At 40.5% G+C, this 24,144-nt stretch carries 21 protein-coding genes and 1 tRNA gene; 13 read left to right on the top strand and 9 right to left on the bottom strand.

All coding sequences use genetic code 11. The features are described 5' to 3' along the window. The first annotated feature begins 17 nt into the window (after positions 1 to 17). The 3 genes from LPTSP_RS15135 to LPTSP_RS15125 all read left to right on the top strand — a co-directional run bounded on the left by LPTSP_RS15135 (position 18) and on the right by LPTSP_RS15125 (position 1,768). On the top strand, positions 18 to 602 hold the full coding sequence (locus tag LPTSP_RS15135) for a cytochrome C oxidase subunit IV family protein (RefSeq protein WP_108929509.1): 585 nt from the start codon (positions 18 to 20) through the stop codon (positions 600 to 602). A 109-nt stretch (positions 603 to 711) separates the two neighbouring features. Next, positions 712 to 1,110: a DUF3052 family protein gene (locus tag LPTSP_RS15130; protein ID WP_108929508.1), complete on the top strand. Its 399-nt coding sequence runs from the start codon at positions 712 to 714 to the stop codon at positions 1,108 to 1,110. A 31-nt stretch (positions 1,111 to 1,141) separates the two neighbouring features. Then, the gene (locus LPTSP_RS15125; protein ID WP_108929507.1) at positions 1,142 to 1,768 is read left to right on the top strand and encodes an LIC_13215 family putative lipoprotein; all 627 of its coding nucleotides are present in this window, start codon (positions 1,142 to 1,144) and stop codon (positions 1,766 to 1,768) included. Between the two features lie 31 nt (positions 1,769 to 1,799). Here LPTSP_RS15125 and LPTSP_RS15120 read toward each other — a convergent pair whose 3' ends face one another. The 5 genes from LPTSP_RS15120 to LPTSP_RS15100 form a co-directional block, all read right to left on the bottom strand. Further along, entirely contained in the window at positions 1,800 to 2,939 is a 1,140-nt protein-coding gene (locus LPTSP_RS15120; RefSeq protein WP_108929506.1) for a bacteriohemerythrin, read from the bottom strand. 132 nt (positions 2,940 to 3,071) lie between these two features. Continuing rightward, on the bottom strand, positions 3,072 to 3,629 hold the full coding sequence (locus tag LPTSP_RS15115) for a gamma carbonic anhydrase family protein (protein ID WP_108929505.1): 558 nt from the start codon (positions 3,627 to 3,629) through the stop codon (positions 3,072 to 3,074). Between the two features lie 2 nt (positions 3,630 to 3,631). Then, entirely contained in the window at positions 3,632 to 6,037 is a 2,406-nt protein-coding gene (gene pheT, locus LPTSP_RS15110; RefSeq protein WP_108929504.1) for a phenylalanine--tRNA ligase subunit beta, read from the bottom strand. A 122-nt stretch (positions 6,038 to 6,159) separates the two neighbouring features. Then, on the bottom strand, positions 6,160 to 8,997 hold the full coding sequence (locus LPTSP_RS15105) for a DEAD/DEAH box helicase (RefSeq protein WP_108929939.1): 2,838 nt from the start codon (positions 8,995 to 8,997) through the stop codon (positions 6,160 to 6,162). Positions 8,998 to 8,999: 2 nt separating this feature from the next. Then, positions 9,000 to 9,704 (bottom strand): 7-carboxy-7-deazaguanine synthase QueE, encoded by a 705-nt coding sequence (locus LPTSP_RS15100; protein ID WP_108929503.1) that lies wholly within the window; start codon positions 9,702 to 9,704, stop codon positions 9,000 to 9,002. 224 nt (positions 9,705 to 9,928) lie between these two features. Here LPTSP_RS15100 and LPTSP_RS15090 point away from each other — a divergent pair, with 224 nt between their 5' ends. Beyond that, entirely contained in the window at positions 9,929 to 12,523 is a 2,595-nt protein-coding gene (locus tag LPTSP_RS15090; RefSeq protein WP_108929501.1) for a response regulator, read from the top strand. A gap of 99 nt (positions 12,524 to 12,622) precedes the next feature. Further along, positions 12,623 to 13,939 carry a formylglycine-generating enzyme family protein gene (locus LPTSP_RS15085; protein ID WP_108929500.1) on the top strand — a complete coding sequence of 439 codons (1,317 nt, stop codon included), beginning with the start codon at positions 12,623 to 12,625 and terminating at the stop codon, positions 13,937 to 13,939. A 9-nt stretch (positions 13,940 to 13,948) separates the two neighbouring features. Here the strand turns inward: LPTSP_RS15085 and LPTSP_RS15080 are convergent, their stop codons facing one another. Then, positions 13,949 to 14,746 carry an SDR family NAD(P)-dependent oxidoreductase gene (locus tag LPTSP_RS15080; protein ID WP_108929499.1) on the bottom strand — a complete coding sequence of 266 codons (798 nt, stop codon included), beginning with the start codon at positions 14,744 to 14,746 and terminating at the stop codon, positions 13,949 to 13,951. A 124-nt stretch (positions 14,747 to 14,870) separates the two neighbouring features. Between LPTSP_RS15080 and LPTSP_RS15075 the strand changes: the two genes are divergently transcribed. From LPTSP_RS15075 to LPTSP_RS15055, 5 genes are all read left to right on the top strand, one after another. Beyond that, positions 14,871 to 15,503 carry a DUF2889 domain-containing protein gene (locus tag LPTSP_RS15075; protein WP_108929498.1) on the top strand — a complete coding sequence of 211 codons (633 nt, stop codon included), beginning with the start codon at positions 14,871 to 14,873 and terminating at the stop codon, positions 15,501 to 15,503. Positions 15,504 to 15,508: 5 nt separating this feature from the next. After that, positions 15,509 to 15,580 (top strand) — tRNA-Thr (locus tag LPTSP_RS15070). A 36-nt stretch (positions 15,581 to 15,616) separates the two neighbouring features. After that, positions 15,617 to 16,801, top strand: a complete 1,185-nt coding sequence (locus LPTSP_RS15065; RefSeq protein ID WP_108929497.1) for a M23 family metallopeptidase — start codon at positions 15,617 to 15,619, stop codon at positions 16,799 to 16,801. A 34-nt stretch (positions 16,802 to 16,835) separates the two neighbouring features. Next, a complete protein-coding gene (locus LPTSP_RS15060) occupies positions 16,836 to 17,858 on the top strand; it encodes an AEC family transporter (protein ID WP_108929496.1) in 1,023 nt (340 codons plus the stop codon). Next, the gene (locus LPTSP_RS15055; protein WP_108929495.1) at positions 17,828 to 18,925 is read left to right on the top strand and encodes an ankyrin repeat domain-containing protein; all 1,098 of its coding nucleotides are present in this window, start codon (positions 17,828 to 17,830) and stop codon (positions 18,923 to 18,925) included. The genes LPTSP_RS15060 and LPTSP_RS15055 overlap by 31 nt, the downstream gene beginning before the upstream one ends. Before the next feature lies 1 nt (position 18,926). Here the strand turns inward: LPTSP_RS15055 and LPTSP_RS15050 are convergent, their stop codons facing one another. Together LPTSP_RS15050 and LPTSP_RS15045 are read right to left on the bottom strand one after the other, a co-directional pair. Further along, positions 18,927 to 19,487, bottom strand: a complete 561-nt coding sequence (locus tag LPTSP_RS15050; protein ID WP_174704490.1) for an LOG family protein — start codon at positions 19,485 to 19,487, stop codon at positions 18,927 to 18,929. A 69-nt stretch (positions 19,488 to 19,556) separates the two neighbouring features. Then, positions 19,557 to 19,808, bottom strand: a complete 252-nt coding sequence (locus LPTSP_RS15045; protein ID WP_108929493.1) for a cation transporter dimerization domain-containing protein — start codon at positions 19,806 to 19,808, stop codon at positions 19,557 to 19,559. Between the two features lie 135 nt (positions 19,809 to 19,943). On the opposite strand from LPTSP_RS15045, the gene LPTSP_RS15040 reads away from it, so the two are divergent. Beyond that, positions 19,944 to 21,197 (top strand): LA_2444/LA_4059 family outer membrane protein, encoded by a 1,254-nt coding sequence (locus tag LPTSP_RS15040; RefSeq protein ID WP_108929492.1) that lies wholly within the window; start codon positions 19,944 to 19,946, stop codon positions 21,195 to 21,197. Positions 21,198 to 21,249: 52 nt separating this feature from the next. Here the strand turns inward: LPTSP_RS15040 and LPTSP_RS15035 are convergent, their stop codons facing one another. After that, positions 21,250 to 21,768 (bottom strand): DUF6580 family putative transport protein, encoded by a 519-nt coding sequence (locus tag LPTSP_RS15035; protein ID WP_108929938.1) that lies wholly within the window; start codon positions 21,766 to 21,768, stop codon positions 21,250 to 21,252. Positions 21,769 to 21,939: 171 nt separating this feature from the next. Between LPTSP_RS15035 and mazG the strand changes: the two genes are divergently transcribed. Continuing rightward, complete coding sequence (gene mazG / locus LPTSP_RS15030) at positions 21,940 to 23,175, top strand: nucleoside triphosphate pyrophosphohydrolase (RefSeq protein ID WP_108929491.1); 1,236 nt, start codon at positions 21,940 to 21,942, stop codon at positions 23,173 to 23,175. 101 nt (positions 23,176 to 23,276) lie between these two features. Beyond that, the gene (locus tag LPTSP_RS15025) at positions 23,277 to 24,122 is read left to right on the top strand and encodes a response regulator (protein WP_174704469.1); all 846 of its coding nucleotides are present in this window, start codon (positions 23,277 to 23,279) and stop codon (positions 24,120 to 24,122) included. The last annotated feature ends 22 nt before the right edge of the window (positions 24,123 to 24,144 follow it).

Genomic DNA, 24,144 nt, shown 5'->3' with positions numbered 1-24,144 from the left:
AGGTTTCAGGAAAAGAGATGGAACTGTTTCTCAATTACGCGTTGTATATTATCGTAAGTATCGGATTCATGATTCCCTTCACTGGATTTGTTATCGGAGCGGGAGCAATCGTAAATGCTACCGTTGCTGGATTTGCCGTTAACTTGTTGGCTCAAATCGTAGAAGAGGATAGACTTAAGGCTTATATCGAAAAGAATAAGTCCACTTTGATCGGTGGTGCCTTATTAAAAGCGGTCGAAGCAGGTAAGACTAAACTGCAACCAGGTTCAGTTGTTTCTCACGCAGAAGAGCATGAACATGGCGGACATCATCTGATCTCCGTGCAAACTTACTCTCTTGTGTTTGCTGCACTGATCCTTGGAACTATTATCACAGTATTAGTAGCTCAAGTAGACTTCGGAGCATTGAACACCGTAATCGCTATGCTTGTAGCGACCATCAAAGCTTCCTTAGTACTAGCTTACTTCATGCACCTTAAATACGATAATGTAATGAACAGAGTGATCTTCGGATCAGGTTTCTTGTTCTTACTTCTTCTTTTCGGATTCTCCGTAGCGGACATCTACACAAGAGCGAAAATTTTCGCAGGCTTCCCTTACTAAGAAGAATTTAATACTTCCTTTGTATTTCAAAAGAACCGGCGGCCACGCCGGTTTTTTTGTAGCCTGAGGTTTTCCTTCCAGCTTTCGTATCCGAATCGATAGAGGAACTATGGCAGGATATTCAGGCACACCTTTGGCCAAAAAGTTAGGATTTAAAGAAGGCCAGAACGCGATCATAATCAACGAGCCAAAAGAACTGAAAGGCCTATTAGAAGAACTTCCCCCCAATATTACGTTCAAGAAGAAGTTAGTGGGAAGTTTCGATTATATTCATTTTTTCTGTAAGACTAAAGATGAACTTTCTAAAAACTTTCCCAAGTTCCCGGATTACTTGGCGGACAAAGGAATGGTTTGGATCTCTTGGCCAAAGATGAGTTCCGGTGTGAAAACCGATCTAAAAGAAGATACAATCCGAGAAATAGGCTTGAAGACAGGGTTGGTAGACGTTAAAGTCTGCGCAATCGATTCAGTTTGGTCCGGTTTACTTTTCAGAAGAAGAAAAAGTTAAACGCAGATATCGAACTTTCGGAAACTTGAACATGATCCTATTAGAACGTTATAGTCTGGGTTTTTTATTACCGGGGATCATTTTATGTTTTGCCTGTATTGAAAAAGTTCCGGAAGTCAAAAAGACAATCGAGATCCCTGAGCTTGGCTTGGTGTTGAATTATGAGGGTTGGATTTACGAAGAATATGATCCAAACCGAGATAGTTCCGAACCTAATCGTTCTAAAAACAAAAAAGAATCTCAAAACGATAAACTAGTTAAGATAATGTTCTATCTTTTTGAACCGGAGCAAAACAAAGGCTCCGAGATCAGGACTAATATCAATTTTGTTTCTGAGTCAATTCCTGCAAAATATTCCAAGGCAACTTTAGAGGACTATGTAGCCTCGATAGGAGGATTGTATTCTAATATATACAAAGAATATGAAATACTTTCTGTTCCTCAAAAATGCAGTTTCGGAAAAGAGAAATGTATCTTTTTAGAATCTAAGTTTGTCCTCCCAAACACTGCGGAGAAAAAACAGATCAGGACCTTACAATGGATCTTTTTTAAAGAAGGTTATGTCTATATTTTTACAGGTACAATACCAGAGTCCGAATTTTCGGAGAAGAATAAAAAGATCCTAAACACTATCCAGACACTAACTGAAAAGATATAATCCTAATTAGAACCTAAAGACTTAATCGCACTTAGACGGTAGTTTTTTCCTTTGTGATATCCTCATAGTCCACCAATAGTTTATAGATCATCACTGCTTCCTTCCAAATATGGATCTTCCCTTCTCTATTCAAATTTCTAACATATTCGTTCACTTCGGGAAGTCTGGATCTGAAAAAATAGAACAATTTTTTATCCTCAATGGCGATATGACTTACCAACCAATCCTTTAAGTCCTGGATCAAAATTGCCAAAGATTCGAGTTCTTCTTTTTCACTTCTCTCTATCATATCGTTGATCAGTATATTAAAATTCTCGTGTTGCTTTTGATGGTTTCTCTCTCCGATATAGCGAAAATTATGCATAATCGCTTCTTCCGTACTGAAATGTTCCCCGATATATTCTATCGTTTCTTGGATCGCTTTTTTCAGCTCGGAACTCAAATGCTCCCCGCCGATTTCCTGTTTTAACTTCTGTTTGTATAATTTATCCGTTTTCACTAATAACTGCAAAAGCCATAAATGTTGGATATCTACGATGGCGATCCCCGTTTTGAGTTTATAACGATACCATAGGTCTGAGATCAGTTTTAAATTGTCTTCACCTATAACGTTAAATTCTTTAGATACGGTTTGTTTAGTTGAATATACTACCGCTGCATACAGATCCTCGATTTCCTTAGTGTGAGGAGAAGATCTTAACCGTTCATTCATCAAGGAAGAAACTTCCTGAGTGATATTAATATCCGCAAGATCGACATACTGCCTATCTTCGCTAAGAATATGCCTAAATAACCATTTCTTCAGATTTTTTAGTAGTTCCAAAACCGCATGCTCGAAGTTTCCTTCAAAATTCTTTCGGACCCGATTTTTTAAAGCGGTAAGAAACCGCGTATGCTGCAGCCTATGTTGTCCTAGTTTCGTATAACCTATGCTTTCCAGAAGTTTCTCTTCCAGAGCGAAATGTTCGGACGCATAATCCAAGGTTTTAGAAAGTGCATTCGTAAATGTGGTTTCTAGTTCGGATCTGGTTCCCGACTCCAGTTTATCTTCCAGATCCGCAAGAATTCCAATCAACCAAAGATGTTGTTTATCTATTTCAGGAATTCCTAAAGAAAGATCGAATGTCTTCCAAATACCTCTGATTTTTTCTATAACCCGTTCTTCATACATGAGATAATCCTTACAGCTGTTTTGCGGAAAACAGTTACAAGGATTTTTGAATAAGCTTCTGGACGAATCAGAAATCGAACGAAAGGAATTGATTTATATCAAATCGAAAGAAGAGAGAGGTTTAGATAAGAATTAGATCCCGTATCTTTTAATGATGGATTTTGCTTCTTCTACAAATTGGTTTTCTTCTTCCTTGGTGAAAGGTTTGAATACATTTTCTTGGAATCTTTTTGCTAATTGTATGTATTCCAAACATCCTGCAATGCTCATCTCAGGTTTGGCTTTTTTTTCGTAGATGACGATGTCTCCATTCTTCGGGATCACCATTGCTCTAGGCGGAATTTTTTTACCACCTCGGATCATACAACCGGCGAGTATCATTGCACCGTCTCCGATCACTGCCTCATCCAAAATAACAGCTCCTATTCCAATAAGACAACCCTTACCGATCTTACAACCGTGAAGCATTGCATTATGACCTACTAATGTATAATCATCGATGAATAAGCTCCCGGTTGAATCGGTATGAAGTGTGCTATTATCTTGGATGTTTACACCTTCTCCCAATCTGATCTCATTCAGATCCGCACGAACAACAGCACCAGGCCACAAAGAAGACAGAGGTCCCATCTCCAACATACCGAATGCAGTTGCAGCCGGATGGATAAATGCTGTCTCATGAATTTTCATAGTTAGCGAAGAGGGTAACCGGAAGAATTTGCGATCTCTATCAAACGATCCGTGATCTCTTTGATCCTTTCCTGAGTTAAGTTCTTGTCCTGACTTAAAAGTTTAAATCTATAAGAAACAGACTTTTTGTTTTCCGGAAGATTTCCACCGGTAAACACAACTGTAACTTTTACATCCTGAAGTTCAGGAAATTTTTCCTGGATAGCAGCTTCAATGAACTTGGAAGAGGACTCGTTTAGATCCATCACCAAAGAAAGATCGATCTCTGTTTGAGGGAAATGAGAAGGGGCAGTAAAATAGTTTTTGTTTCTATCTTGCGTCCAAACTTCTAGCAGAGAGGCGAATTCGAATCTTCCCAAAATGACTCTCTTTTTGATATCCGCAGTATCCAAAGCGGCAGGATGAGCGTATCCTAACTCTCCTACTTTTTTCCCGGAAACGAATAAGGAAAGAGAAGCCTTAGGATGGAAATAGCTTTTTTCTTCTATCTTCCATTCGATCTCTCTTAAGTTTAAATGCCTTAATACTTTTTCGATACCGGTCCTTATATCCAAGAAATCGGACTCTAATAAGTTTAGATCCTTCTCGTTGGACTTCCTACCGAAAGAAACTGCCCAAACAAACCATTTGGATTCGTTGAAAGGCTCTTCTGCTTTTTTATATGTACGACCGAGTTCGAAAATTTTCAGTTTTTCGAAACGATCCGAATTGAATCGGATATTTTTCAAAAGAGAAGGATATAGAGATGTCCTTAAATACGCTTGCTCTTCCGGCATTGCATTTAGGATCTTGATCGAATCTTTTACGTCTTCTTCGAAAGAATTATCTTTAGAGGACGCGTAAGAATAATTGAATACTTCGTTGTATCCCAGGCTTTGAGAGAATGCTCTTTTTAGATGTTTTTCGAGTTCTCTGGAAAAATTACGAGTAGGAGGTTTTACATCAGATGCCAATGGCTGGACAGGAATAGATGCATATCCCAATGTACGACCGATCTCTTCGACTATATCTTCTGGAATTGTAATATCGTAATTTTGTCTGTATTTAGGAACAAGTACCTTGACCGTGTCTCCTTTCCATTCGGTGGAGAAGGAAAGCTGTTTAAGGATCTTATCGGAAGTAGATTGATCGATCTCCGTTCCGAGTTTTTTATTCAAGAAACTTAAGCTAACTTCTATTTCTACTTTTTTATCCGCAGTATGAATATATCCGGAAGGAAGGCTTGCTTTCAGATCGGGACATCCATTCTCTTTCAAAAGATTTAATGCTCTTTTGATGATAGGTAGAGTCGTTGTTGCTTCCAGACCTTTTTCATAACGAACAGAAGACTCAGAACGAATTCCTGTTTTTCTGATAGACTTGCGAACAAACTCCCTTGGAAAAACTGCAGATTCTAAAATTACTTTTTTGGAATTGGCATCCACTGCGGTATCTGCACCGCCCATCACACCTGCGATCGCGACTCCCTTTTTAGAATTACGAATGATCAGTATCTCAGGATCAAGCTTGGGAGAAGTTTCGTCTAGAAGCAGGAAGCTCTCGTCCTTCTTTGCATAGTCGACTTCTAATTCGATCCCACCTTGTGCGGATAATTTATCCGAATCGAAGAAGTGAGTCGGCTGTCCTGCTTCCAATAATAGATAATTGGAAACATCCACCACGTTATTGATCACTCTTACTCCACATTTTTTCAAACGGGAACGAACTTTTTTGCTCGAAGGTTTGATCTGAATACCTTCGATAGAAGAAGAATAATAAGAATGTGCGTAATCCGTTTCTTTAACCTTAGGAGAAGCCAAGTCTTTGGAAAATTCCCAGTTGGTTTCCAGAGGATTAAATTTGATCGGCAAATTTAGTTGAGCTGCCAGTTCTCTTGCAAATCCGAAATGACTCCATAGGTCCGGACGATGTGTAATGGATTTATTATCAATATCTAAAATAGTATCTCTGAATCCGAAATACTCTCTCAAATTCAAACCAGGTTTTGCTTCCGGATCATCCAGGACCATGACGCCTGCATCTTCCTCTGAGAGGCCCAGTTCTTTTTCGGAACAAAGCATACCGGAGCTTTTTACTCCTCTCAGTTCAGACTCTAGGATTTTTTTATCTCCCAGTTCGGCTCCTGGAACAGCCAATGGAACGAGGTCCCCTACTTTTAAATTAGGAGCGCCCGAAACGATTTGGATTTTATTTTTTCCGTCGGTAACTTGAGCGACTTGAAGCTTGTCTGCCTGAGGATGTTTTTCTAAGGATTCGATCTTAACTAAAACAACCTTCTCCAAATGAGAAAAATAATCTTCTGCCCCATCTACTTCACATATAGAAGCTGCAATTTTTTTTAGGATGTCCTCGAGGGACACATCCTTGATAGGGGTAAAATCGTTGATCCAATCTAGGGATAATTTCACGTAAACTGTCTCCTAAGGCCGAATATTTTTGGCGGAGTATTTTAACAAAAGCGGACCGCGCGTGCCTATGTCCAGCAGTAAAAACAGAGTTATAGAAGGTTTAAGAAGGCTCTTTGTTTAGATCAGTCTGAACCAGGAAGATAAGCTTGGAAAAGTTCGAAACGATGGTGGATCTCTTTTCCTACCTTTACCTTTCTCAACTCAACTTCGAAATCCTCTTTTACTTTTTGGATCTCGTTTTTCGTTCGATTCATTGCCGATTTTTTTTCAGGCCTTCCTTCCCATTTGAAAGCCGCCTCTTGCCTCATCAGTTTCTCTTCTAGTTGGCGTAGAGTGTTTTGGTTGCTGTTCCGGATCTTGTATTCTTCCTTTTGGAAAAGATCCTTGGTTTGTTCGTACAATTCTTTTTTTCGATCTTCTAAGGCAAGTTCCAAAGTCTCGCAAGCGATCACAAAAAATTTTTCGATATCAGCGGGTAACTCAGTTTCGGAAGATTTGAATCGGTTCTCTCTTACTGTTTCGGGAAGGTTTTCTAATACCTTAGCATTTCCGCTGCGTCGGTTCACTTCCACCACGAACAGTTCCTTTCTATCCAAAGAAAATTTGAATTCTACTATAAATACGAAGTATAAAACATTTCCCGACGTTCTATAAAATCCTATCTTCCAACCCGATCTATCTTTTAGAAAGGATTGAACCGCTTCTTCGACCAGAGGATGACCGAATGCCAAAAATTCCAATCCATCATCTGCAAGTGCAAGTTCAGAATTGAATGTAGCCTTCTTTCCTTTGTAATTTACTCCATCCAACTCGTATATCTGAGGTTTTAGTGTCTTAAGTTTGAAGTTCAGTCGTTCGGAATACTTTTTGGCGTATCTAACAAAAAAGGTCTCTAAGTGTTGGTTGGTAAAAGATCTTTCTTGCAGTGTAGTTTTATAATAATCTTCTAAATTAAAATCCAGTAATTTAGGAGTAACCAAGGACCCAAGTTTTTCGAAACCTTTTTTGGCGATCCTAATCCTTTGGTCTATCTCCTCTTCTACTTCTGTTAGCTTCTTGTTTCCAGTAATAAATCTCATGAAGCTAGAATGAAAATCCAATTCGTCTTCGATCGCTCCTAGTAATTCGTCCGAATTTCCGATAGATTCTTCGAATAGTTTGATCTTATTGGATAGGACTTCTAAAATTCTCTCCGCAACCGTGTCCTTAGAAGCAAAGTTAAAAATAAATACGTTATCCTTTTGTCCGAACCTATGGATCCTTCCGATCCTTTGTTCGATCTTTAAAGGACTCCAAGGTAGATCGTAGTTAAAAAGAACATTTGCAAACTGAAGATTACGACCTTCTCCGCCTGCTTCTGTGCAGATCAAAATCTCGGAAGTTTTTCTGAATTCGGAGATTGCATCTTCTTTTGCGTCCGCACTCAAAGATCCATGGAATAATGTAACCTTGTATTCGGACAAGGTGGAAGCTAAGAAATCCTGTGTGCTTCTAAACTGGGTGAATATGATAAATTTAGGATGCCCTTCTTTTTTAAGCTTTGCGATCGTCTCTTTTAACTTTTGGCTTTTACGATCTTCTTTGATCTTCTTGCCTAAAAGGATCAGCCTGTTTAAGGACAATAATTCTCGTCTGAGATTTGCAAGATCTGAAGGGGCAGATTCATCCAGATCGGAAACGAAGTCTTCTACACCTTCTGTTTCGTCCAGGTCCCATTCTTCTAATTTGTTTCCAACTGCCTGCAAACGATGGAGCCTGTTCTCTAACATAAACTTACGTTTGGACAATGCGGAAAGAAGGGCAAATACAGAAGAATCCAATAATTTCTGGAATACAATCATCACAAATCCGATCGCCCTGTTTTGGGTTCTCATCGCTAGATTGTATTCTCTACGGACATACTCGGTAGTCTCGTCGTAAAACTGTCTCTCCGTATTGGATAATTCTATCTTTACGGTTTTGGCAAATCGTTTGGTGAATCCGCCGACTTCTACCTTTCTTCTTCTTAAAAGAACCTTGGAGATCTTTTCTTTTAAGCCGTTCTTATTTCCTAGAACATAATCGTTTATAAAAGTATGATATGGACCGAGCAAATTCGGATCCACTAAGTGGACCAGATAATACAGCTCTTCTAATTTTCCTCTAAAAGGTGTCGCGGTAAGAAGAAGTAGACATTCGCATTTTTTGGCGATCTTTTCCGCGAATAAATATGCTCTAGTAACCTTATGATAATCTCTTCTTAAACGATGCGCCTCGTCGAAAACTACGATATCCCATTTTGTTTTTAGGATCTCTTCAGCATATTTTGGGTTTTTAATAAAATCTACGGAAGTGATCACATGTTTGAAATTCTTCCAGTTCTTCTCTCCGGTAGCTAAGAAGTTCTTTCTTTTAACGATCTCAAAATCTTCGTTAAATTTGTTTTTTAATTCCTGTTTCCATTGGACCAAAAGAGGAGAAGGCGCCACGACCAAAACCTTCTTGTAACCTCTACGAAAGATCAGCTCTTTCATGACGAGAGCCGCTTCTATCGTTTTACCTAATCCAACCTCGTCGGCTAAAATGAATCTAGGTCTGAGAGAATTCACAACCACGAAAGTGGATTCTATCTGGTGGGGAAGTAGCCTTGTCCTGGAATTAGATAATGCGGAAAGTTTGTCATACGCATGAGTGAGCTTTAATTCGAATGCTTGTAAGCTTAGATCCAATAATTCCGGATCTGCAAAGGATTCCGTAAAAGCAGTCGGATAAGATCCTATTATTTTAAGTCTGCCTGAATTTTCAGAGACAGTTTTTCTAGTGTCAGAAGATGGAAAATAGATCTGGAATTTTCCGGCGTCGGAACTTTCTATCCTACCAATTCCTAATTCGGGTTCATCCTTGAGATAGCAGGAATCCCCTCTGAATCCGCTGGAAGAATCGGATTCGAAATCTAGACTGAGTTGCAAAGTAGAGTCCAAGATCAAACTCCCCTTTTTTCTCCCCAGATATATTTATGGGTCTGCAAAGAAAGACGCAGATCCGTTCTATTATTCTCTTTGATCCAATCCACAAGGATTTCGGGAGCTAGCTCTCCGAATACGGGAGAAGCCAGAAGATTTCCCTTTAATTTAAAACCGTCTATTACTTCCAAAGTTCTATCGAAATCCTTTCTATCTCTAATTACGAATTTGATCTCATCCAAATTATCGTTTCTATCCCGGACAAATTCCAAATTATCCAAGATCATTTTGTTTTCCATTCCTGAGCCCGGGAGTTTGTAATCCAGGGTAAAAACCATGTTCTCCAGATCCCGGATCGGTTCCGCCCCATTTGTCTCCACCCTCACCCTAGTATAAAGCCCCGAAACTTGTCTGGACTGTTTCAATTTTTCCGCCAACGTTTGGCTGAAAATCCTATTCGAATTTTCTAATGGTTCTCCGCCCGTCAGAAGTATTTGTGTGGGAGAAGAAGAAATAGATCCTATCTCTGAGATCACATCTTCCAACTCCATTTGTTTCCCCGCATTCGGAGAAAGTGCGTACGGAGTGTCACACCATAGCTTGCGGTCTCCGTCCATTCCGCACCTGAGAGAACATCCCGCGAACCGGACAAAAATTGTAGGCAAGCCTGTTGAAATTCCTTCTCCGGAAACAGAGAGATAAATTTCATGAACGACGGATTTCATACTAACGGATCGCTCTCCAAGGTACAAGATTTTTACCGGCTTTATTTACTAGAATCCAGAAAAAACCGTTTATTAGAATACCAGAATGATTTTTGCCCCGATCCAGTCAAGATGGGGCGATCAAAATCCCGAAAAAAGCTTGTTGAAAGACCTTTATACGTGTAATAAATTTGGAAGCCTTTTTGAAATCATTTTAACGTTTCGAAAGCATTAGAACTTCCTTCATGAAATTTTCCATTTTAGAAAAAATCAAAGAAAAATCCCAATTTCTGCAATGGAAAGTACTGATCGGCTTTTTCTCCCTTACACTACTATTGATCATCGCAAGCGCACTCAGTTTGTATGGAATCATAGAACTGAAGAGTTCCGGAATCCGGATTGAACATACATTTATAGTCATCGAAGAGATAGACCAATGCAAGAGCATTACTAGAGAGATCGGGATAGCGCAAGTTTATACAGAAGGTGCAGCTTCGGAAAATACCAGATCCTTATTCTCCAATCTAAAAAGTGAAATTAAGATCCTAGAAAATCTCACCAAAGACAATCAGATCCAGCAAGTGAGGATACAAGGGATTTTCAACCTCATCGAGACGGCAGAAAAACAACCTAGATCCTTCGAATCCAAAAAAGGGATCATACTTTTAGAGATAGCGGAACTTCTGAATAATATGCAGGAAGAAGAATTGAGACTCCTGAATAAACGGAATGCTATCAATTCTTTAAGAGGGACAAGAGTCGCTTATTCCTTGCTTACCTTGGTTATAGTTTCCTTCCTAGTGGTTGGTTACGGCTCTTATGCAGTCCAAAAAGATATCAAAGAAAAGAGAAGGATGACTGACAGATTGATCGAAAGTGAATCCAGACTTCTTTCCATTTTGGACAATTTGCCTTCCGCGTTTTGTATGATGGATCTGGACGGAAGAACTCTATTCCACAACCAAGTATTCGCAAATCGATTCTTGGAAAGCAAAGATAAGAGAAAGGATATGGGACTGGAAAATCTTTTCGGAAGCGAGAAGGCCCAATTCATTTCTACAGTTATTGCAAAATCCTTGGAAAAACAAGGTCCCTTGGATTTCGAGTTGGATCTAATCGTTTCCGACGAAGAAAAAACATTCTATTGTGTGATCGTTCCCTTAGTAGACTTGGAGGGGGAAGTTTACTCGGTCTGCGGATTATTCACAGATATTTCTGTTCGTAAAAACTATGAACATGATCTCAAAAAAGCAAAAGAAGAAGCCGAAAAGGCCAATCGTGCTAAGTCTGAATTTTTGGCGATGATGAGCCATGAGATCAGGACTCCTATGAACGGAGTGGTTGGGATGACGGAACTTCTGATCGATTCCAATCTGAATACGGAGCAAAAAGAATACGCGGAGATCATCCAAAAAAGTGGAGAAAGTCTTCTAAATATCATCAATGATATTTTAGATTATTCTAAAATTGAATCCGGGACTTTGTCTCTTGAGATCAGGGAATTTTCGGTCGTCGAAACCATCGAAGAAGTTTTGGATCTATTCAGATCCCGAGCCGCACAGAAGCAAATCGATCTGGTTTATTATTTGGATCCGAATGTCCCTGAAAGGATCTTATGCGATAGCTTACGATTAAAACAGATCTTCATCAACCTGATCGGGAACGCTTTAAAATTCACTGAAAAAGGAGAGATCTTTTTATCCGCAGAAGTTTCAAAATTTGAAGGCAATATATATACGATCCTCTTTTCGATCAGAGATACTGGGATCGGAATTCCTCCCGATAAACAAAAGGAACTATTCCAACCGTTCTACCAAGTGGACACATCTTCTACCAGAAGATACGGAGGAACGGGACTGGGACTTTCTATCTCTTCTCGTTTGATAGAGATGATGGGCGGGGTAATCTGGGTAGAAAGCGAACTGAATGTAGGCACAACCTTCTCCTTTTATATTCAGGTAGAAGGAAACAACCAGGCGAAGATCAAAGACAATGCGACAAACTCGGAATTAGAAAATAAAAAAGTACTCATACTGGATGATAATCCTACCAACCTCAAGATACTCGCATATCAATTGCAGATCCTCGGACTTATAACCTTCTCCGCTAAATCAAAAGAAGAAGCATTGAATCTACTGGACCTAGATATAATGCCCGATCTAGGAATCTTGGATTATAATCTTCCCGGAAACACAGGGATAGAGATCGCCAGAGATATCCGCAAAAAGAATTTTCATTTCCCATTGGTGCTTCTATCTTCTTCTTTCTTAGATCCTAAAGACAAAGAAATTGCGAGCGAATTATTCGCCGGAGAATTAAGTAAGCCGGTTAAGAAAAAAGATATAGAAAGGATCGTAACCGAAATTTTAGCAGAGGGTGGAAGTAAAGCCAAAGCAAATACAAGATCTTCTTATCTTGCCAGCCAAAAGGAAGCTCTAAGCTCTCAATTTCCTTTTAAGATCATGGTGGCAGAAGATAATGAGATCAACCAAACCCTGGCAAAAAGGATTATCCAAAAATTAGGATACGAGCCGTTGATCGTTCCGAACGGAAAAGAAGCCTTGATCACCCTTAGAGAAAGGAAGATCAATCTAATCTTTATGGACGTTCATATGCCTGAGATGGACGGACTTCAAGCAACTCAGGTCATCCGAAATACTTGGCCTGTGGAATCCCAACCGTATATCATTGCGATGACTGCGGCTGCGATGCAAGGAGATCGGGACCTTTGCCTTCGTGCCGGAATGAACGATTATATTTCCAAGCCTATTGTATTCGAAGAATTGGTCCATGTGATGAGAAAGGCGGGGAATACTCTCTTTCCTAAATCTAAGGCTTAAAGCGAGTTGCCGGTCGGGAACTGGCGTAAGAGCCACAAAAAACCATCCAAAAATCCATGATTTCTGCCGATCTTTAAGTTTAGAGGATCCCACTCTTCTATGTCCAGGACCAGAGCTATTATATTTATCTCATTCTGTTTTCTTTTTCTATTTTCGGAGACAGGGACAAGCCAAGAAGAAAAAGAAACCGCATCTTCCGATACCAGAAAGACAGTACTCTGGACGGGAGAAGTTCTTTCCGTTTATAGGAATAAAGGAAAGGCAAAGATCAAAATAGGTAGGAACTCCTACTTTTCGGAACGTTCGGAAGAAGAGATCAGAGGGATCCTAGGCGAAAAATCGAATCTACCTTTATTCAGAAAACCTAAAATGGAAGAGATAGGCGCCTTCCAAATAGAGAATATAGAAGTTGAATTCGGAAAAGTAGGAAAACTCACCAAACCAATCTCGATAGAACTCCGAGGAAGCTTTTCCTTAGCAGAAGGTAAACCTGCCAGATTGATCAGTGTAGGACTTTTAATCGGAGCATATGGAGAAGAAACATTCTACCAAGATCCTTCCAAATTTGATGCCACAGATGTGGTCCGAAACCATTTAGCTAAAAACATTCTTCATCCGAAAGACGGCAAAGAAATGGTGCTAGTTCACACGGGTTACGAATCCAACGGACGGATCTTATACGAGCATATGGGATATTTCCTATATGGACAAGGTTCCGACCCAGGAGATGATAGTTACAATCCTAAGTTCGGAGTTCCGGATAGAAGTAGCCTGGAAGAAATTCCTTCCTTCTATATAGATAAATACGAAGTCACAAATAAAGAATATAATAAATTCTTAAAGGAGACTAGTACCCCACCTCCTCCTCATTGGGAAAACGGGATTTTTCCGAGAGGTAAAGAATATCATCCGGTAACTAACCTGACCTATAGAGAGGCGGAAGCCTATTCCAAATGGGCCGGAAAAAAGATCCCGAGCGAATGGCAATGGGAGAAAGCCGCAAGAGGAACAGGACTAATCTGGAGATTATTGAAGGACGAAAGTTACGAATTTATCTCCCAACCTCAAGAGTATCCTTTCGGAAATGAATTCGATTCAGCACTTTGTAATACAAGAGAAAGTGGAAGTAGAGGGACTATCTCCGTGTATGAACTTCCTTCCAAAGGCCAAAGCCCTTATGGTGCGATTGGAATGTGCGGTAATGTCGCAGAATGGACCAGCTCTCCTTACATCCCTTATCCAGGTCATAGACCAAACTCTGGAAGGTACGGAAAACATCTGAAAGTGATCCGAGGCGGTTCTTATTCAGGTACCAAGGAAGAAGCAAAAGTATATGCCAGAGATTTCGGCGGAATTCCGAATCTATTGAACGATAGAAAAGCTGGTCTCAGGCTGATCACAGAAGTGAAAAACTAAAAACAATCTTCAATTCACTTTAGTCTTCAAAAGTTTCTTATCTAGAATTTTAGGAGAAATTTTACTCAATATAAGGTCGATCTTCTCCCCTAATTTAGATGGAAAGATTTCACGTTTTCCCTTTTCGATACCTTTCAGTATCTTTTTAGCTACCACATGTGGACTTAGTCCGCGTTTCTGTTTTTCGTCCATGATCCCATGAGGAGAACCGTCTCCGGAAAGCGCTTTAACAGAAATATCCGTTTTAACAATACCTGGAAAAACAGTCATAACGTGTATTCCAGTCTTATCATTTTCCAAACGAATACTATCCATGAACGCTTGGATGGCATGCTTGCTTGCCGCATATCCTGATCTATACTGAGTAGAAAACTTTCCTAAAAACGAGGATACAGCCACCACATGGCCTTCGCTCTGCCTAAGATCAGATTCTAATAAACCGTAAAGGATCACTAAGGGAAAATAGTTCGTATCCATGATGGTGCGAAAGACCTTTAGCTCTGTTTCCGCAGCAGTACCTCTCATGGAAATTCCTGCGTTATGAATAAAACCGTCGATTCTCTTGAATTTTTTTCTAAACTCTTCGACTGCTTTTTTTAATTCAGATTCGGACATCACATCTGCTTGCAGTATAAAAATTTTATCTGGATGAGAAGCGGAATTTTTCAATTCCTTAAGGGCTTCTTTCCTTCTGGCAATCACCGCTACGTAAGCGCCTTCCTTTTCCAACTCTAAAGCAAGCGCCCTGCCAATTCCGGAGCTTGCTCCTGTGACTAAAAAAACTTTCTCCCGAAAAAATGACCCCATCCCAAAATCCGTAAACTAGATAAAGTAGTAGAAGAATAAGTAAGAATAGTAAAAAAGCAAATCAAAACACGGTAAAATCCTTTCAGGTCTATCTCCTGGGAAAAAAAAGGAACCAGGAGAATGTATGGCGCTTTCCCAATTAAAACAAAAAATCCGATACAAAGACTGCGGTTTCCAGCGCAGGTACGAGAGTAGATATTATTGGTTTCCGGAAGAAAGTCCTCCGAGTTGCCTGATAGAAGTCAGCCAAAGAGATCCATATCATGACATGACTTTGTACATGTTAGTGAACTTAGCCACGATGAAAATTATGGACTTGGATGTGGAGGAAGATCGAGTTCCTTACGAAACCTGTCCTCATGCGATCAAAACGTATTCATATCTCATCGGAGAAGATATGTCTTATAATAAAATTATGAGAAAATTCCCCGAAGATAAAACGATAGGTTGCCTTCATATAAACGAACTTCTACAAAACGCAGCCCAAAGTTTTTCCTCCGCCTATGCTTTCTTCTTAAAGGAAAGAAATTTCCCGCCTGAATGGGACGAATACAGAATGTACCAAGGCGACTTAGATCCGAAATCCAGAAGAGAGATCGGAAGACATTGGTGGATGAAAGACAAAGGTGTCCGAAATTCTTGTTATAGTTTCTCAGACAGACATGAAACTCCTGAATTGAAAGAGCAAGTGAAACCTCTTGACAGTATCACATCTTTGATGGTAAAAGAATTCCGAAGTGCCAGAGGCGATCGATAAAGTTTGCCCGCTTAGCTCAGGGGTAGAGCATTTCCCTCGTAATGAAAAGGTCGCCGGTTCAATTCCGGCAGCGGGCTGTCTTATTTTCCCTAAAATTCCGATCTTATAATACGATGATCCGAAATTTTGCGGCTTTAATTTTATCCATTTGGTTCTGCCCTGTATTTGCAGATATCACCCAGAACTGTGATAAAAAAAATATCTGTTCTTCGATAGAGACTGAGAATGATGAAACATCAGTTTATCTCCAAGCCAAAAATCTAATCCCTGGAACTCATATCACAGTATATACCGCAATCGAAGGTTCTAATATAGAAACGGAACCTCAAAGCCCAATCTCAATCGTATTAAATGATCCAGAAAAGAAGAAGGTGCTGACGTTCAAAAAGAAAGAGAATGCGGAGACTCCTGTTTCTTTAGCGGTACTAACGGTTGCGTACTATGGAAACTTATCCGCAATTCACGATGACACGTATGTATACACTCTTCCCTACGAAGGCAAGTCTTGGATCTCGGTAGGTTATAATAGCGGAGAAGAGCATAAAGGAGGAGGAGCTTATTCTCTGGACTTTGTTCTTCCGGAAGGTACTCCACTTTTGGCTGCCAGAGACGGGATCGTAGTGGAAACGGAAGATAAATTTACGGAAGGAAGAAGGGACCCTAAACTCATAGATAAGGCAAACCGGATCGTGATAGAACATTCGGACGGAACAGTCGCAATCTATGGACATCTAAAAGCCAAAGGTGTATTTGTAAAACCGGGAGAGAAAGTAGTAGCAGGACAGAAAATCGGACTTTCTGGAGATACTGGATTCAGCACAGGACCCCATCTACATTTTGAAGTTTATAAACCGGAAGAGCACCGAAAGAAAAAAAGTTTTGCGACGATTTTCAAAACTGAATCGGAAGAAAAAGAATATTTAAGCGAAGAGAACGCTTACTGGACCCCGGACGGAAAAATTCCCCCCGGATTTCCGATCACAAACTTAGAACAATTTTGTATCAGCCATTCAATCCCGGACCCAGATAAATCCACTCCTTGTCCCGATAAGATCCAGACAAAACGGAAATTTTATCTTTCTATTCCGATCTATAAATCCGGGCCTTATACTTTTAAGGCGGAATTCATATCCTTAAAAACCAAAAAGACAAGTTTTACTTTTCAGGAAAAAATTCCAGGTGGGATCAACTTCGAAGCCTGGGAAATACAGCCCGTTTTGAGTGTAGGAAAGTATAAGATCAAATTCTATCTAGAAGAAAAAGAGATCGGAGAAAGATCCTTACAAATCCTTCCTTGACCTAAATCAGCTTTCGGGTGAAAAGGATCGATCCATGTCTAATTTTATCGTGATCGGACTTTGTTTTCTGTTCGGGATACTGATCCGGAGCAAAGGAAAATTCCCTGCCGATTCCCATAAGGTTATCAATTCATTTATCATTTCGGTATCTCTTCCTTGTATGGAGTTCGGCCCTTTACGCCATGCTTCTCTGGATGGGAACTTTTTAACATTTGCGGCCATGCCCTGGGTACTATTCGGATTCGGGTTTTTATTTTTCAGCTTTGTAGGAAAATTCCTGAATTGGAAAGAAAGTACGATCATATGTCTTTGCCTTTCCGCAGGATTAGGAAACACTTCGTTTTTAGGAATTCCTCTGATAGAATCCTATTATTCGAAAGATGGACTTCCTACAGTACTCATCATAGACCAACTGGGAACATTCCTGACTCTTGCTATTCCTGGAACTTACTTAGGAACAAAGGCAAGACATGCGCTCCAATCCTCAGAAACCAAATCCTCACTTTGGAAGACATTATTCACATTCCCTCCCTTTATCGCGTTATTGGTTTCTTTGGCTTCTCGTCCGATCTCGGTTGCCCCTGAGCTTGAATTAGCGATCTCAAGGATCGGAGATACCCTGATCCCGCTTGCTCTTTTTTCAGTCGGATACCAACTTCCTGGAACCATTCGCGTCAATTCCGAAGAACCAAATGCCGAAAATCCCAAGAGAGAATCAGACGATTCTTTTAGGATGAGAATTCCGTTGTTATTCGGCTTAGTATTTAAATTGATCATCGGCCCTATCTTGGTCTGGCTTTGTTTCGGAACATTCTTCCATTATTCCGAAAAGAATCTAGGCACAGATTTTCTCAGAAATTTTAAGATACTGATCATGGAATCAGCAATGGCTCCCATGATCACCGGAAGTCTTCTTGCTGCAGAATGGGGACTTGCACCTAGATTGGCCGTTTCCCTAGTCGGAATTGGAATACCGCTTTCTTTTCTAACGACCTTGGGATTGTATTACCTCCTGGAGAATCAGGCGTGGACTGGAACGATCTTTTTCGGGCAGTAAAGACAGGTAACAACGGAACCCTTCGCGCCTTATTATCCGAGGCAGCGACAAGAGATGGTTTCGCAGAAGAATTTCCCGAACTGAGAGATTCTTACGGCTGCGGACTTTTGTACTGGGCCATTAAAGAAGGAAATAAAGAAGCCACCAATCTTTTAGTAGAATACGGCTCCGATCCGAATGAGACAAGCTCTAGGGGAGAGACTGCGCTCCTTCTTGCATTAGAATCTGAGAATGCGGAACTCACCACAATACTCTTGGATTATGGTGCGGACCCTGAACTCAGAGATATGGATGGGAACACTCCATTAACCAGAGCGATCAGTTCCGGAAAATTGGAATTGGTAGAGATCTTATTCGACCTACCTAATCATCCTCCGGATATTGAATCCAGAAATGGGGAGGGTTATTCTCCGCTATTACTCGCTGTGGACATGGGCCATTTGGAGATCGCTGAATATCTGGTTACTAAAGGCGCAGATCCTAAAAAGAAAAATTCCGAAGGCCGGACGATCCTTCATCTTACTGCATTACATAATGATTATGAAATATTGGATCTATTCTCGGAGAACAAAGAAGTGCGTTCTTTATTGGAGAATAAGGACCAAGACGGAAATACTCCTCTTCTTCTTTCAGCCTTATACGATAGCGTAGAATGTCTGGAAAGATTACTGAACCTAGGAGCAGATCCTTTAGCCAGAAACCTAAGCGGTAAAACAGCCAAAGAAGAAGCTTACAGGATGAAATTCCATCATACCCTAAAGGTAGTGGACAAAGCTACGATCACATTATTGTTCAGAGCCTCTTCCGAAGGAAAAACGGATACTGTAGAAAAAATACTGAGTAACGGTTACGAGGCAGAAGTTCGGGACATGCTTGGACGTACACCATTGCTTCTTGCTGTAAAATCCGGAAAAACAGATCTGATCGAATTATTAGTGAAGAATGGAGCTTCTCCTTATTCCACAGACAAGGAAGGAAATTCTCCTTTAGCTCTCGCAGAAGCTTCTGAAAGTCCGGCGCTTCATCAGATATTTAAACAATTCCTGAATCCGGAAGAAGGGAAGTAATTTAGATCCTACTTCTTTTAATGATCTTTTCGAAAAGTTCTTCAGGATCTGCACTGACCTCTATCCATTCTCTGGTTTGAGAATCTAAAAAACCTTCCTCCACCATATGATCTAATTGGCGTAATAGTGGATCGAAAAATCCGTTTACATTCAGTATACCTATCGGTTTGGAAAGAACTCCTAGCTGATTCCAAGAAGTAACTTCTACCAATTCCTCTAAGGTCCCGATCCCGCCCGGTAGAGCGATGAACGCTATGGACTTTTCGTACATGAGAAGTTTTCTTTCATGCATGGTTGGAACTAAGATCAGTTCCGTAATTTCTTTATGAGCAATCTCTTTACTGGAAAGAAACTCAGGAAGAACTCCTATTACAGTCCCGCCTTTTTCTAATACGGAATCGGCAACGGCTCCCATCAATCCTGAGGTGGCCCCTCCGTAAACCAGCCCAATTCCCTCTGTGGCCATTAGGTGACCTAAGAATACTGCGGCTTGGAGATAACGAGGTTCCTTGCCAGGTCTGGAACCGCAGAATACACAAATGGCTGGTTTCATCTGAGTCAGGATCGATTTTGAAGGAGGTTTGGCAACCTGATTTGAGAGAAGGATCAGATCTGAAGAAAGATTTTGGATCTATCCTTGGTTGGGATAAATGATGATCTCTGTATAAGGAAATTCTTGTTTTAGATCGTCTAGTAAAAATCCCAAGATCTTAGGATATTCAGAAGGAAGAATGTCCTTTTTGAATTCCAATCCAAACTCAAGAAATTTCCTTTCTCCCTTAGATCTGGCTTTTAGATCATAGATCTTAGAAACCTGGGAGAACCGATCCGAAAGAATGTTTTGGAGAATCTCTTTGTAGTCGTCCGAAAAGTCGAAACCCATACCTCAAAACTTTCGATTTTATGAAAATACTTCCTCCCTTTTTTCATTCTTCCTATAAAAAAGAATTGGAGTCTTGCGTCCAAGATACTTAGTCTTTCCGTTTATAAAACCACGCGAAATACATAGAGGTAGACCTTGCAGACTTTCTTGAAACTTTCCGCATCCATATTCTTAGGCATTTTCCTATTCGTTTCCGGTCCTGTTTATCCTCAGGGCAAACTACCGGATCCGGAAGCCTTGGAAAAAGAAGCAGACGAACTGGAATATCAAGCAGGCAAATCCCAGGTCCAAGCGGAAAGAAGAAGACTTGCCCTACTCGCCGCGGAAAAAAGAAAACAAGCCGCAGATGTCCGAAACGAACTTCATGATAGGGAATTATCCAAACCTTATGATCGACCTACCTTGGACATCCAATTTGCAGCATTACAATCCACTTGGGAATCCGAGGTGCTAGCCAGACAAAAGAATATCGGTGTTAATAATTACAATACGATCCTTTCTGCATCTGGTGCTTATCAGAACGCTCAAACTACTGCCGCCGGTGCCGGCGTAAATCCGAACCTATTAAACGACAGCATCACAAGTTATTCCAGTCCGCAAGGAAATACAAAGACTGCGTTCCCAATCAAACTTTCTTATTTGAATACAGCCAAAACTTTTGGGATAGAATTCAATTATTTAGATCTAAAGATCAGACCTTCTTACACAACCGTAGACACTGCGTCCGTATTGTCTGCACTCGCTCCGGTCCAATATCATTCCGTTCAATACAGAAGATTGGATTATTCATTGAACTTTGCTTGGTACATGCAAACCGCAACCGGAAGGATAGGCCTCGCACTAGGGGCTAGAAACTTAGATATCATCTCCAGCGAATACGGAGTGATCCCCGGAAATTATGGATTCGGAAAATCCGAAGAAAAAGCAGGAGGTTTAGGTCCTCAGATCGGAATTAGGATCTTTAAGAATTTCAACGCATTCTTATTAGGACATTTTAAAGCGGATTATTTCAGGACTTTAGGACATTATGATCGAAACACACAAGGTGTTCTAAACGGAATTGCAGGACCTTATATTTTAAATACTGCACCTCTGGGTGGTTTGAAAGAAAACCTGCTCAGTAGAACCGGATACGAAATTGATGTGGGTGTTTCCCTACTCAGAAGCCGTTGGTTGAAATACACATTAGGATTTCAATATACGGAACTGATCTCCAAGGTTTCTGGTTATAATTATAATCCGAATGTTCTTCCGGGATCACCAGGCGATGTATTATTCTTAAATCAGGTATCCAAACCTTTAGATCAGATCTCTACAGGCTCAGCTTTACGAAAAGAAGTACATGATAAATTCTATGGAATTTACTTAAGTCTGACTTTGACTATTTAAGGGAAGAAGAAGGAAAAGCGCCGCCGTGAACACGGCGCTCTAAGTTAGAAAATTAAGCTGCTTGGGTAGAAGCCACAAATCCGTTCTTTTCCAATAGATAGTAGGAACCGAACAGAACGGAAACATAAGTGAAATCTCCGAGCAGGCTGTATTTGAAGAAAGGGATCGCAGCGATATAACATTCTACCAATCCTTGTCCGCTCAAAGTATACATTCCGGAAGTCAACCAAACAAAGAAGTTGGTGATCACGAAGAATGAAACAGAACCTGCAAAACCGGCAATCGCCAAAGATCCAACACCCAAACGATCTTTGAGTTTTATTCCTACGATTGCATACACTACGAACAATCCGTAAATCACTGGGATCATATCGTGAAGACCGATCACTAAGTCGCTGATCAGCATAATTCCCAAGGGAAGAGCGATCGCTAACCAACGGTTAGAGAAATAAACCCCACCGAAAATGGAAATCGCCAAAACCGGAGTGAAGTTCGGTAAGTGAGGAAGAAAACGACTGAGAACCGCAAGTACGAGTAATGCGAAAGCTACCAAATTTTTAGATAGTGACATGTTCTTTCTGGTATCCTTTTTACCCGATTTTAGCATAAGCACTTCAAATTGAAAAGCACTTAGGTTTAAACAGGGATTTTCGGATAGGATGAGAGGATAAATCCACCAGTCAATCTTCATTTCCGGGAAAAAGGCTGGGAATTCGGAATCGAAAATCGAGCCTAGTACTTAATGAAAGCTCCCGACCCGAAAGACTATCCGAACTCGATGGCATTTCTCCAAGACATAACTTCTAAACTCAGAAGTCCGGAAGGTTGTCCTTGGGATAGAGAGCAGACACATTCCACCTTGGTACCTTATCTAATCGAAGAATCTCAGGAAGTGGTAGAAGCAATCCTCAAAGGAAACGACGAGCATACTAAGGAAGAACTGGGAGATCTATTATTCCAAGTGGTCCTTCATTCCCAAATCGCATCCGAAAGAGGTGCTTTCGGTTTGGAAGAAGTGGCAAAGGACGTGGCGGAAAAATTAGTACTCCGTCACCCGCATGTATTCGATCCGGAAACAAAAGATATCTCGTCTGCCGACGAGGTAGTCGCTAACTGGGATCTATTTAAAGAAAAAGAAAAACAACTCCGACAAAAAACCTCCAAACCTAAATCCATCTTATCCGAAGTTCCTGAAACATTTCCTTCTCTACTAAAAGCCGAAAAATTCCAGAAGAAGGCGTCCAAAGCCGGTTTCGATTGGGAAGACATAAAAGGTGTAGAAGAAAAACTGAATGAAGAATTACAGGAATTTTTACATGAGATCAGAGGGATCTCTGACCCTTCTTCCAATCAGATCAGGATCGAAGAAGAATTGGGAGATCTCCTTTTTACCATAGTGAATCTGGCAAGAAAGTTAGGAGTCTCCGCAGAATCTTCTCTTACTAGAACTAATACGAAGTTCAAACATAGAATAGAATATATAGAAGCTCGTTTAGGGGAATCGGATCGTAAGTTTTCAGAAACTCCTTTGGACGAATTGGAAAAACTCTGGAACCTAGCGAAGACCGGTCTCCAAAAACAAACCCAAAATCCTTTGGAAAAAAAGCAGGGAAACGTTTCGGAACTGATCCGTGGACTTTCTTCTTTTTTCATTTGGAAACAACCCCCTGAAACAGATTGGCCTAAAACTTATAGTTTTTCTTACCAATCGGCAGAGTATTCTTTAGTATTCTCCGCATTCGGATCTATGACGTTATTACCAAGCGCGGATCCTTGGGGCAGAAAGGCACAGCCAATCTTTTATCTAAATCTATCCGAAAAGAATCCTAACACCTGGGAAGATTTGTCTGGAAATTCCTATAAAATACAAGAAGATATATATGAGGCAATCTTAGGATCGATCCACGATTATAGTCGCTTCGCGCCGGATGCACGTGGCGCGGACTATAAAAAGGGAGTTTCGGGGAAAGAAGAGTGATCCGTTATGGGATACAGTGTCAATAAATTGTTTAATAAATTTCCTTAATAAAGACACGGATTTTCCAATCTAGATTTTCGGTTCTATCCGTCTCCATTAACATGAACGCAAGCAAGGAAAGACCCTACCAAGGCGGCCTAAAGGAAGGTGCCGGTTTGCCTGCAGAAAAACTAAGAATACTAATCGTAGATACAAGCAAGGTAATCCTTGAAATTATCTCCTCCGAATTCTCCTCATCTTTATTCGAAGTCCAAAAAGTATCCCTTGTGGAGGAAGCCGCACTACTTGCCAGAGAGAATAAATTCGATCTAATCACTTTAGGGATCTATTTAGAAGGTGGTACAGGATTCGATCTTTGCGGAGAGATCAGAAGCAAAGGTAAGAAAGAAAAATTCGCCTCCTCGGAAGCAAGGATCATATTTGTGACTTCAGATTTTACGGAAGAAAATCGAATGATCGCTCATAACGCAGGCGCAGACGGCTTTATAGAAAAATCCCAGGAACTAAGTTCATTTCAGTCTACGATAGACGAGATCATAAAAGATCTGATACAAGAAAAGAAGATCCCTTCTCAAAAAAATCCTAATTTAGCAAAACGCAAAGTACTCATCATAGACGATTCCGAGCTAAACTTGATGTTGTTCAGAAGATTACTCGAATCCAAAGGAGCAGAAGTCCAGACCGCGATTTCAGGAAAACATGCGCTCCAAATTTTGGAAGAAAAACCAAAGGATTTTGCAGCGATCTTTACCGACATGTACATGCCTGGAATGAATGGGAACGAATTCTGCAGTATTGTACAAAAGAATCCTGCATTTTCTCAAATACGATTGGGGATTACTTCTGCTGCGGAAGAATCTTCCCTCGCTTTAGACAAGGTTCCAAGCGGTGTGGAATTATTCTCCAAACCTTACGATATACAAGAGATCTGTAACTTTTTGAAATAAGCGACTCATAGTCGCTTCGCTC

Origin of the sequence: Leptospira johnsonii (genome assembly GCF_003112675.1) — a bacterium.
Classification (GTDB): Bacteria; Spirochaetota; Leptospiria; order Leptospirales; family Leptospiraceae; genus Leptospira_B; species Leptospira_B johnsonii.
This window is presented reverse-complemented; position numbering and strand designations above follow the sequence as displayed.

Bases quoted from the DNA above. Each gene is read 5' to 3' on its own strand.
- LPTSP_RS15065 (WP_108929497.1), top strand. From the start codon at position 15,617: ATGATCCGAAATTTTGCGGCTTTAATTTTATCCATTTGGTTCTGCCCT.
- mazG (WP_108929491.1), top strand. From the start codon at position 21,940: ATGAAAGCTCCCGACCCGAAAGACTATCCGAACTCGATGGCATTTCTC.
- LPTSP_RS15120 (WP_108929506.1), bottom strand. From the start codon at position 2,939: ATGTATGAAGAACGGGTTATAGAAAAAATCAGAGGTATTTGGAAGACA.
- LPTSP_RS15075 (WP_108929498.1), top strand. From the start codon at position 14,871: ATGGCGCTTTCCCAATTAAAACAAAAAATCCGATACAAAGACTGCGGT.
- LPTSP_RS15035 (WP_108929938.1), bottom strand. From the start codon at position 21,768: ATGTCACTATCTAAAAATTTGGTAGCTTTCGCATTACTCGTACTTGCG.
- LPTSP_RS15060 (WP_108929496.1), top strand. From the start codon at position 16,836: ATGTCTAATTTTATCGTGATCGGACTTTGTTTTCTGTTCGGGATACTG.
- LPTSP_RS15115 (WP_108929505.1), bottom strand. From the start codon at position 3,629: ATGAAAATTCATGAGACAGCATTTATCCATCCGGCTGCAACTGCATTC.
- LPTSP_RS15085 (WP_108929500.1), top strand. From the start codon at position 12,623: ATGTCCAGGACCAGAGCTATTATATTTATCTCATTCTGTTTTCTTTTT.
- LPTSP_RS15045 (WP_108929493.1), bottom strand. From the start codon at position 19,808: ATGGGTTTCGACTTTTCGGACGACTACAAAGAGATTCTCCAAAACATT.
- LPTSP_RS15135 (WP_108929509.1), top strand. From the start codon at position 18: ATGGAACTGTTTCTCAATTACGCGTTGTATATTATCGTAAGTATCGGA.
- LPTSP_RS15130 (WP_108929508.1), top strand. From the start codon at position 712: ATGGCAGGATATTCAGGCACACCTTTGGCCAAAAAGTTAGGATTTAAA.
- LPTSP_RS15080 (WP_108929499.1), bottom strand. From the start codon at position 14,746: ATGGGGTCATTTTTTCGGGAGAAAGTTTTTTTAGTCACAGGAGCAAGC.
- LPTSP_RS15100 (WP_108929503.1), bottom strand. From the start codon at position 9,704: ATGAAATCCGTCGTTCATGAAATTTATCTCTCTGTTTCCGGAGAAGGA.
- LPTSP_RS15090 (WP_108929501.1), top strand. From the start codon at position 9,929: ATGAAATTTTCCATTTTAGAAAAAATCAAAGAAAAATCCCAATTTCTG.
- LPTSP_RS15025 (WP_174704469.1), top strand. From the start codon at position 23,277: ATGAACGCAAGCAAGGAAAGACCCTACCAAGGCGGCCTAAAGGAAGGT.
- LPTSP_RS15125 (WP_108929507.1), top strand. From the start codon at position 1,142: ATGATCCTATTAGAACGTTATAGTCTGGGTTTTTTATTACCGGGGATC.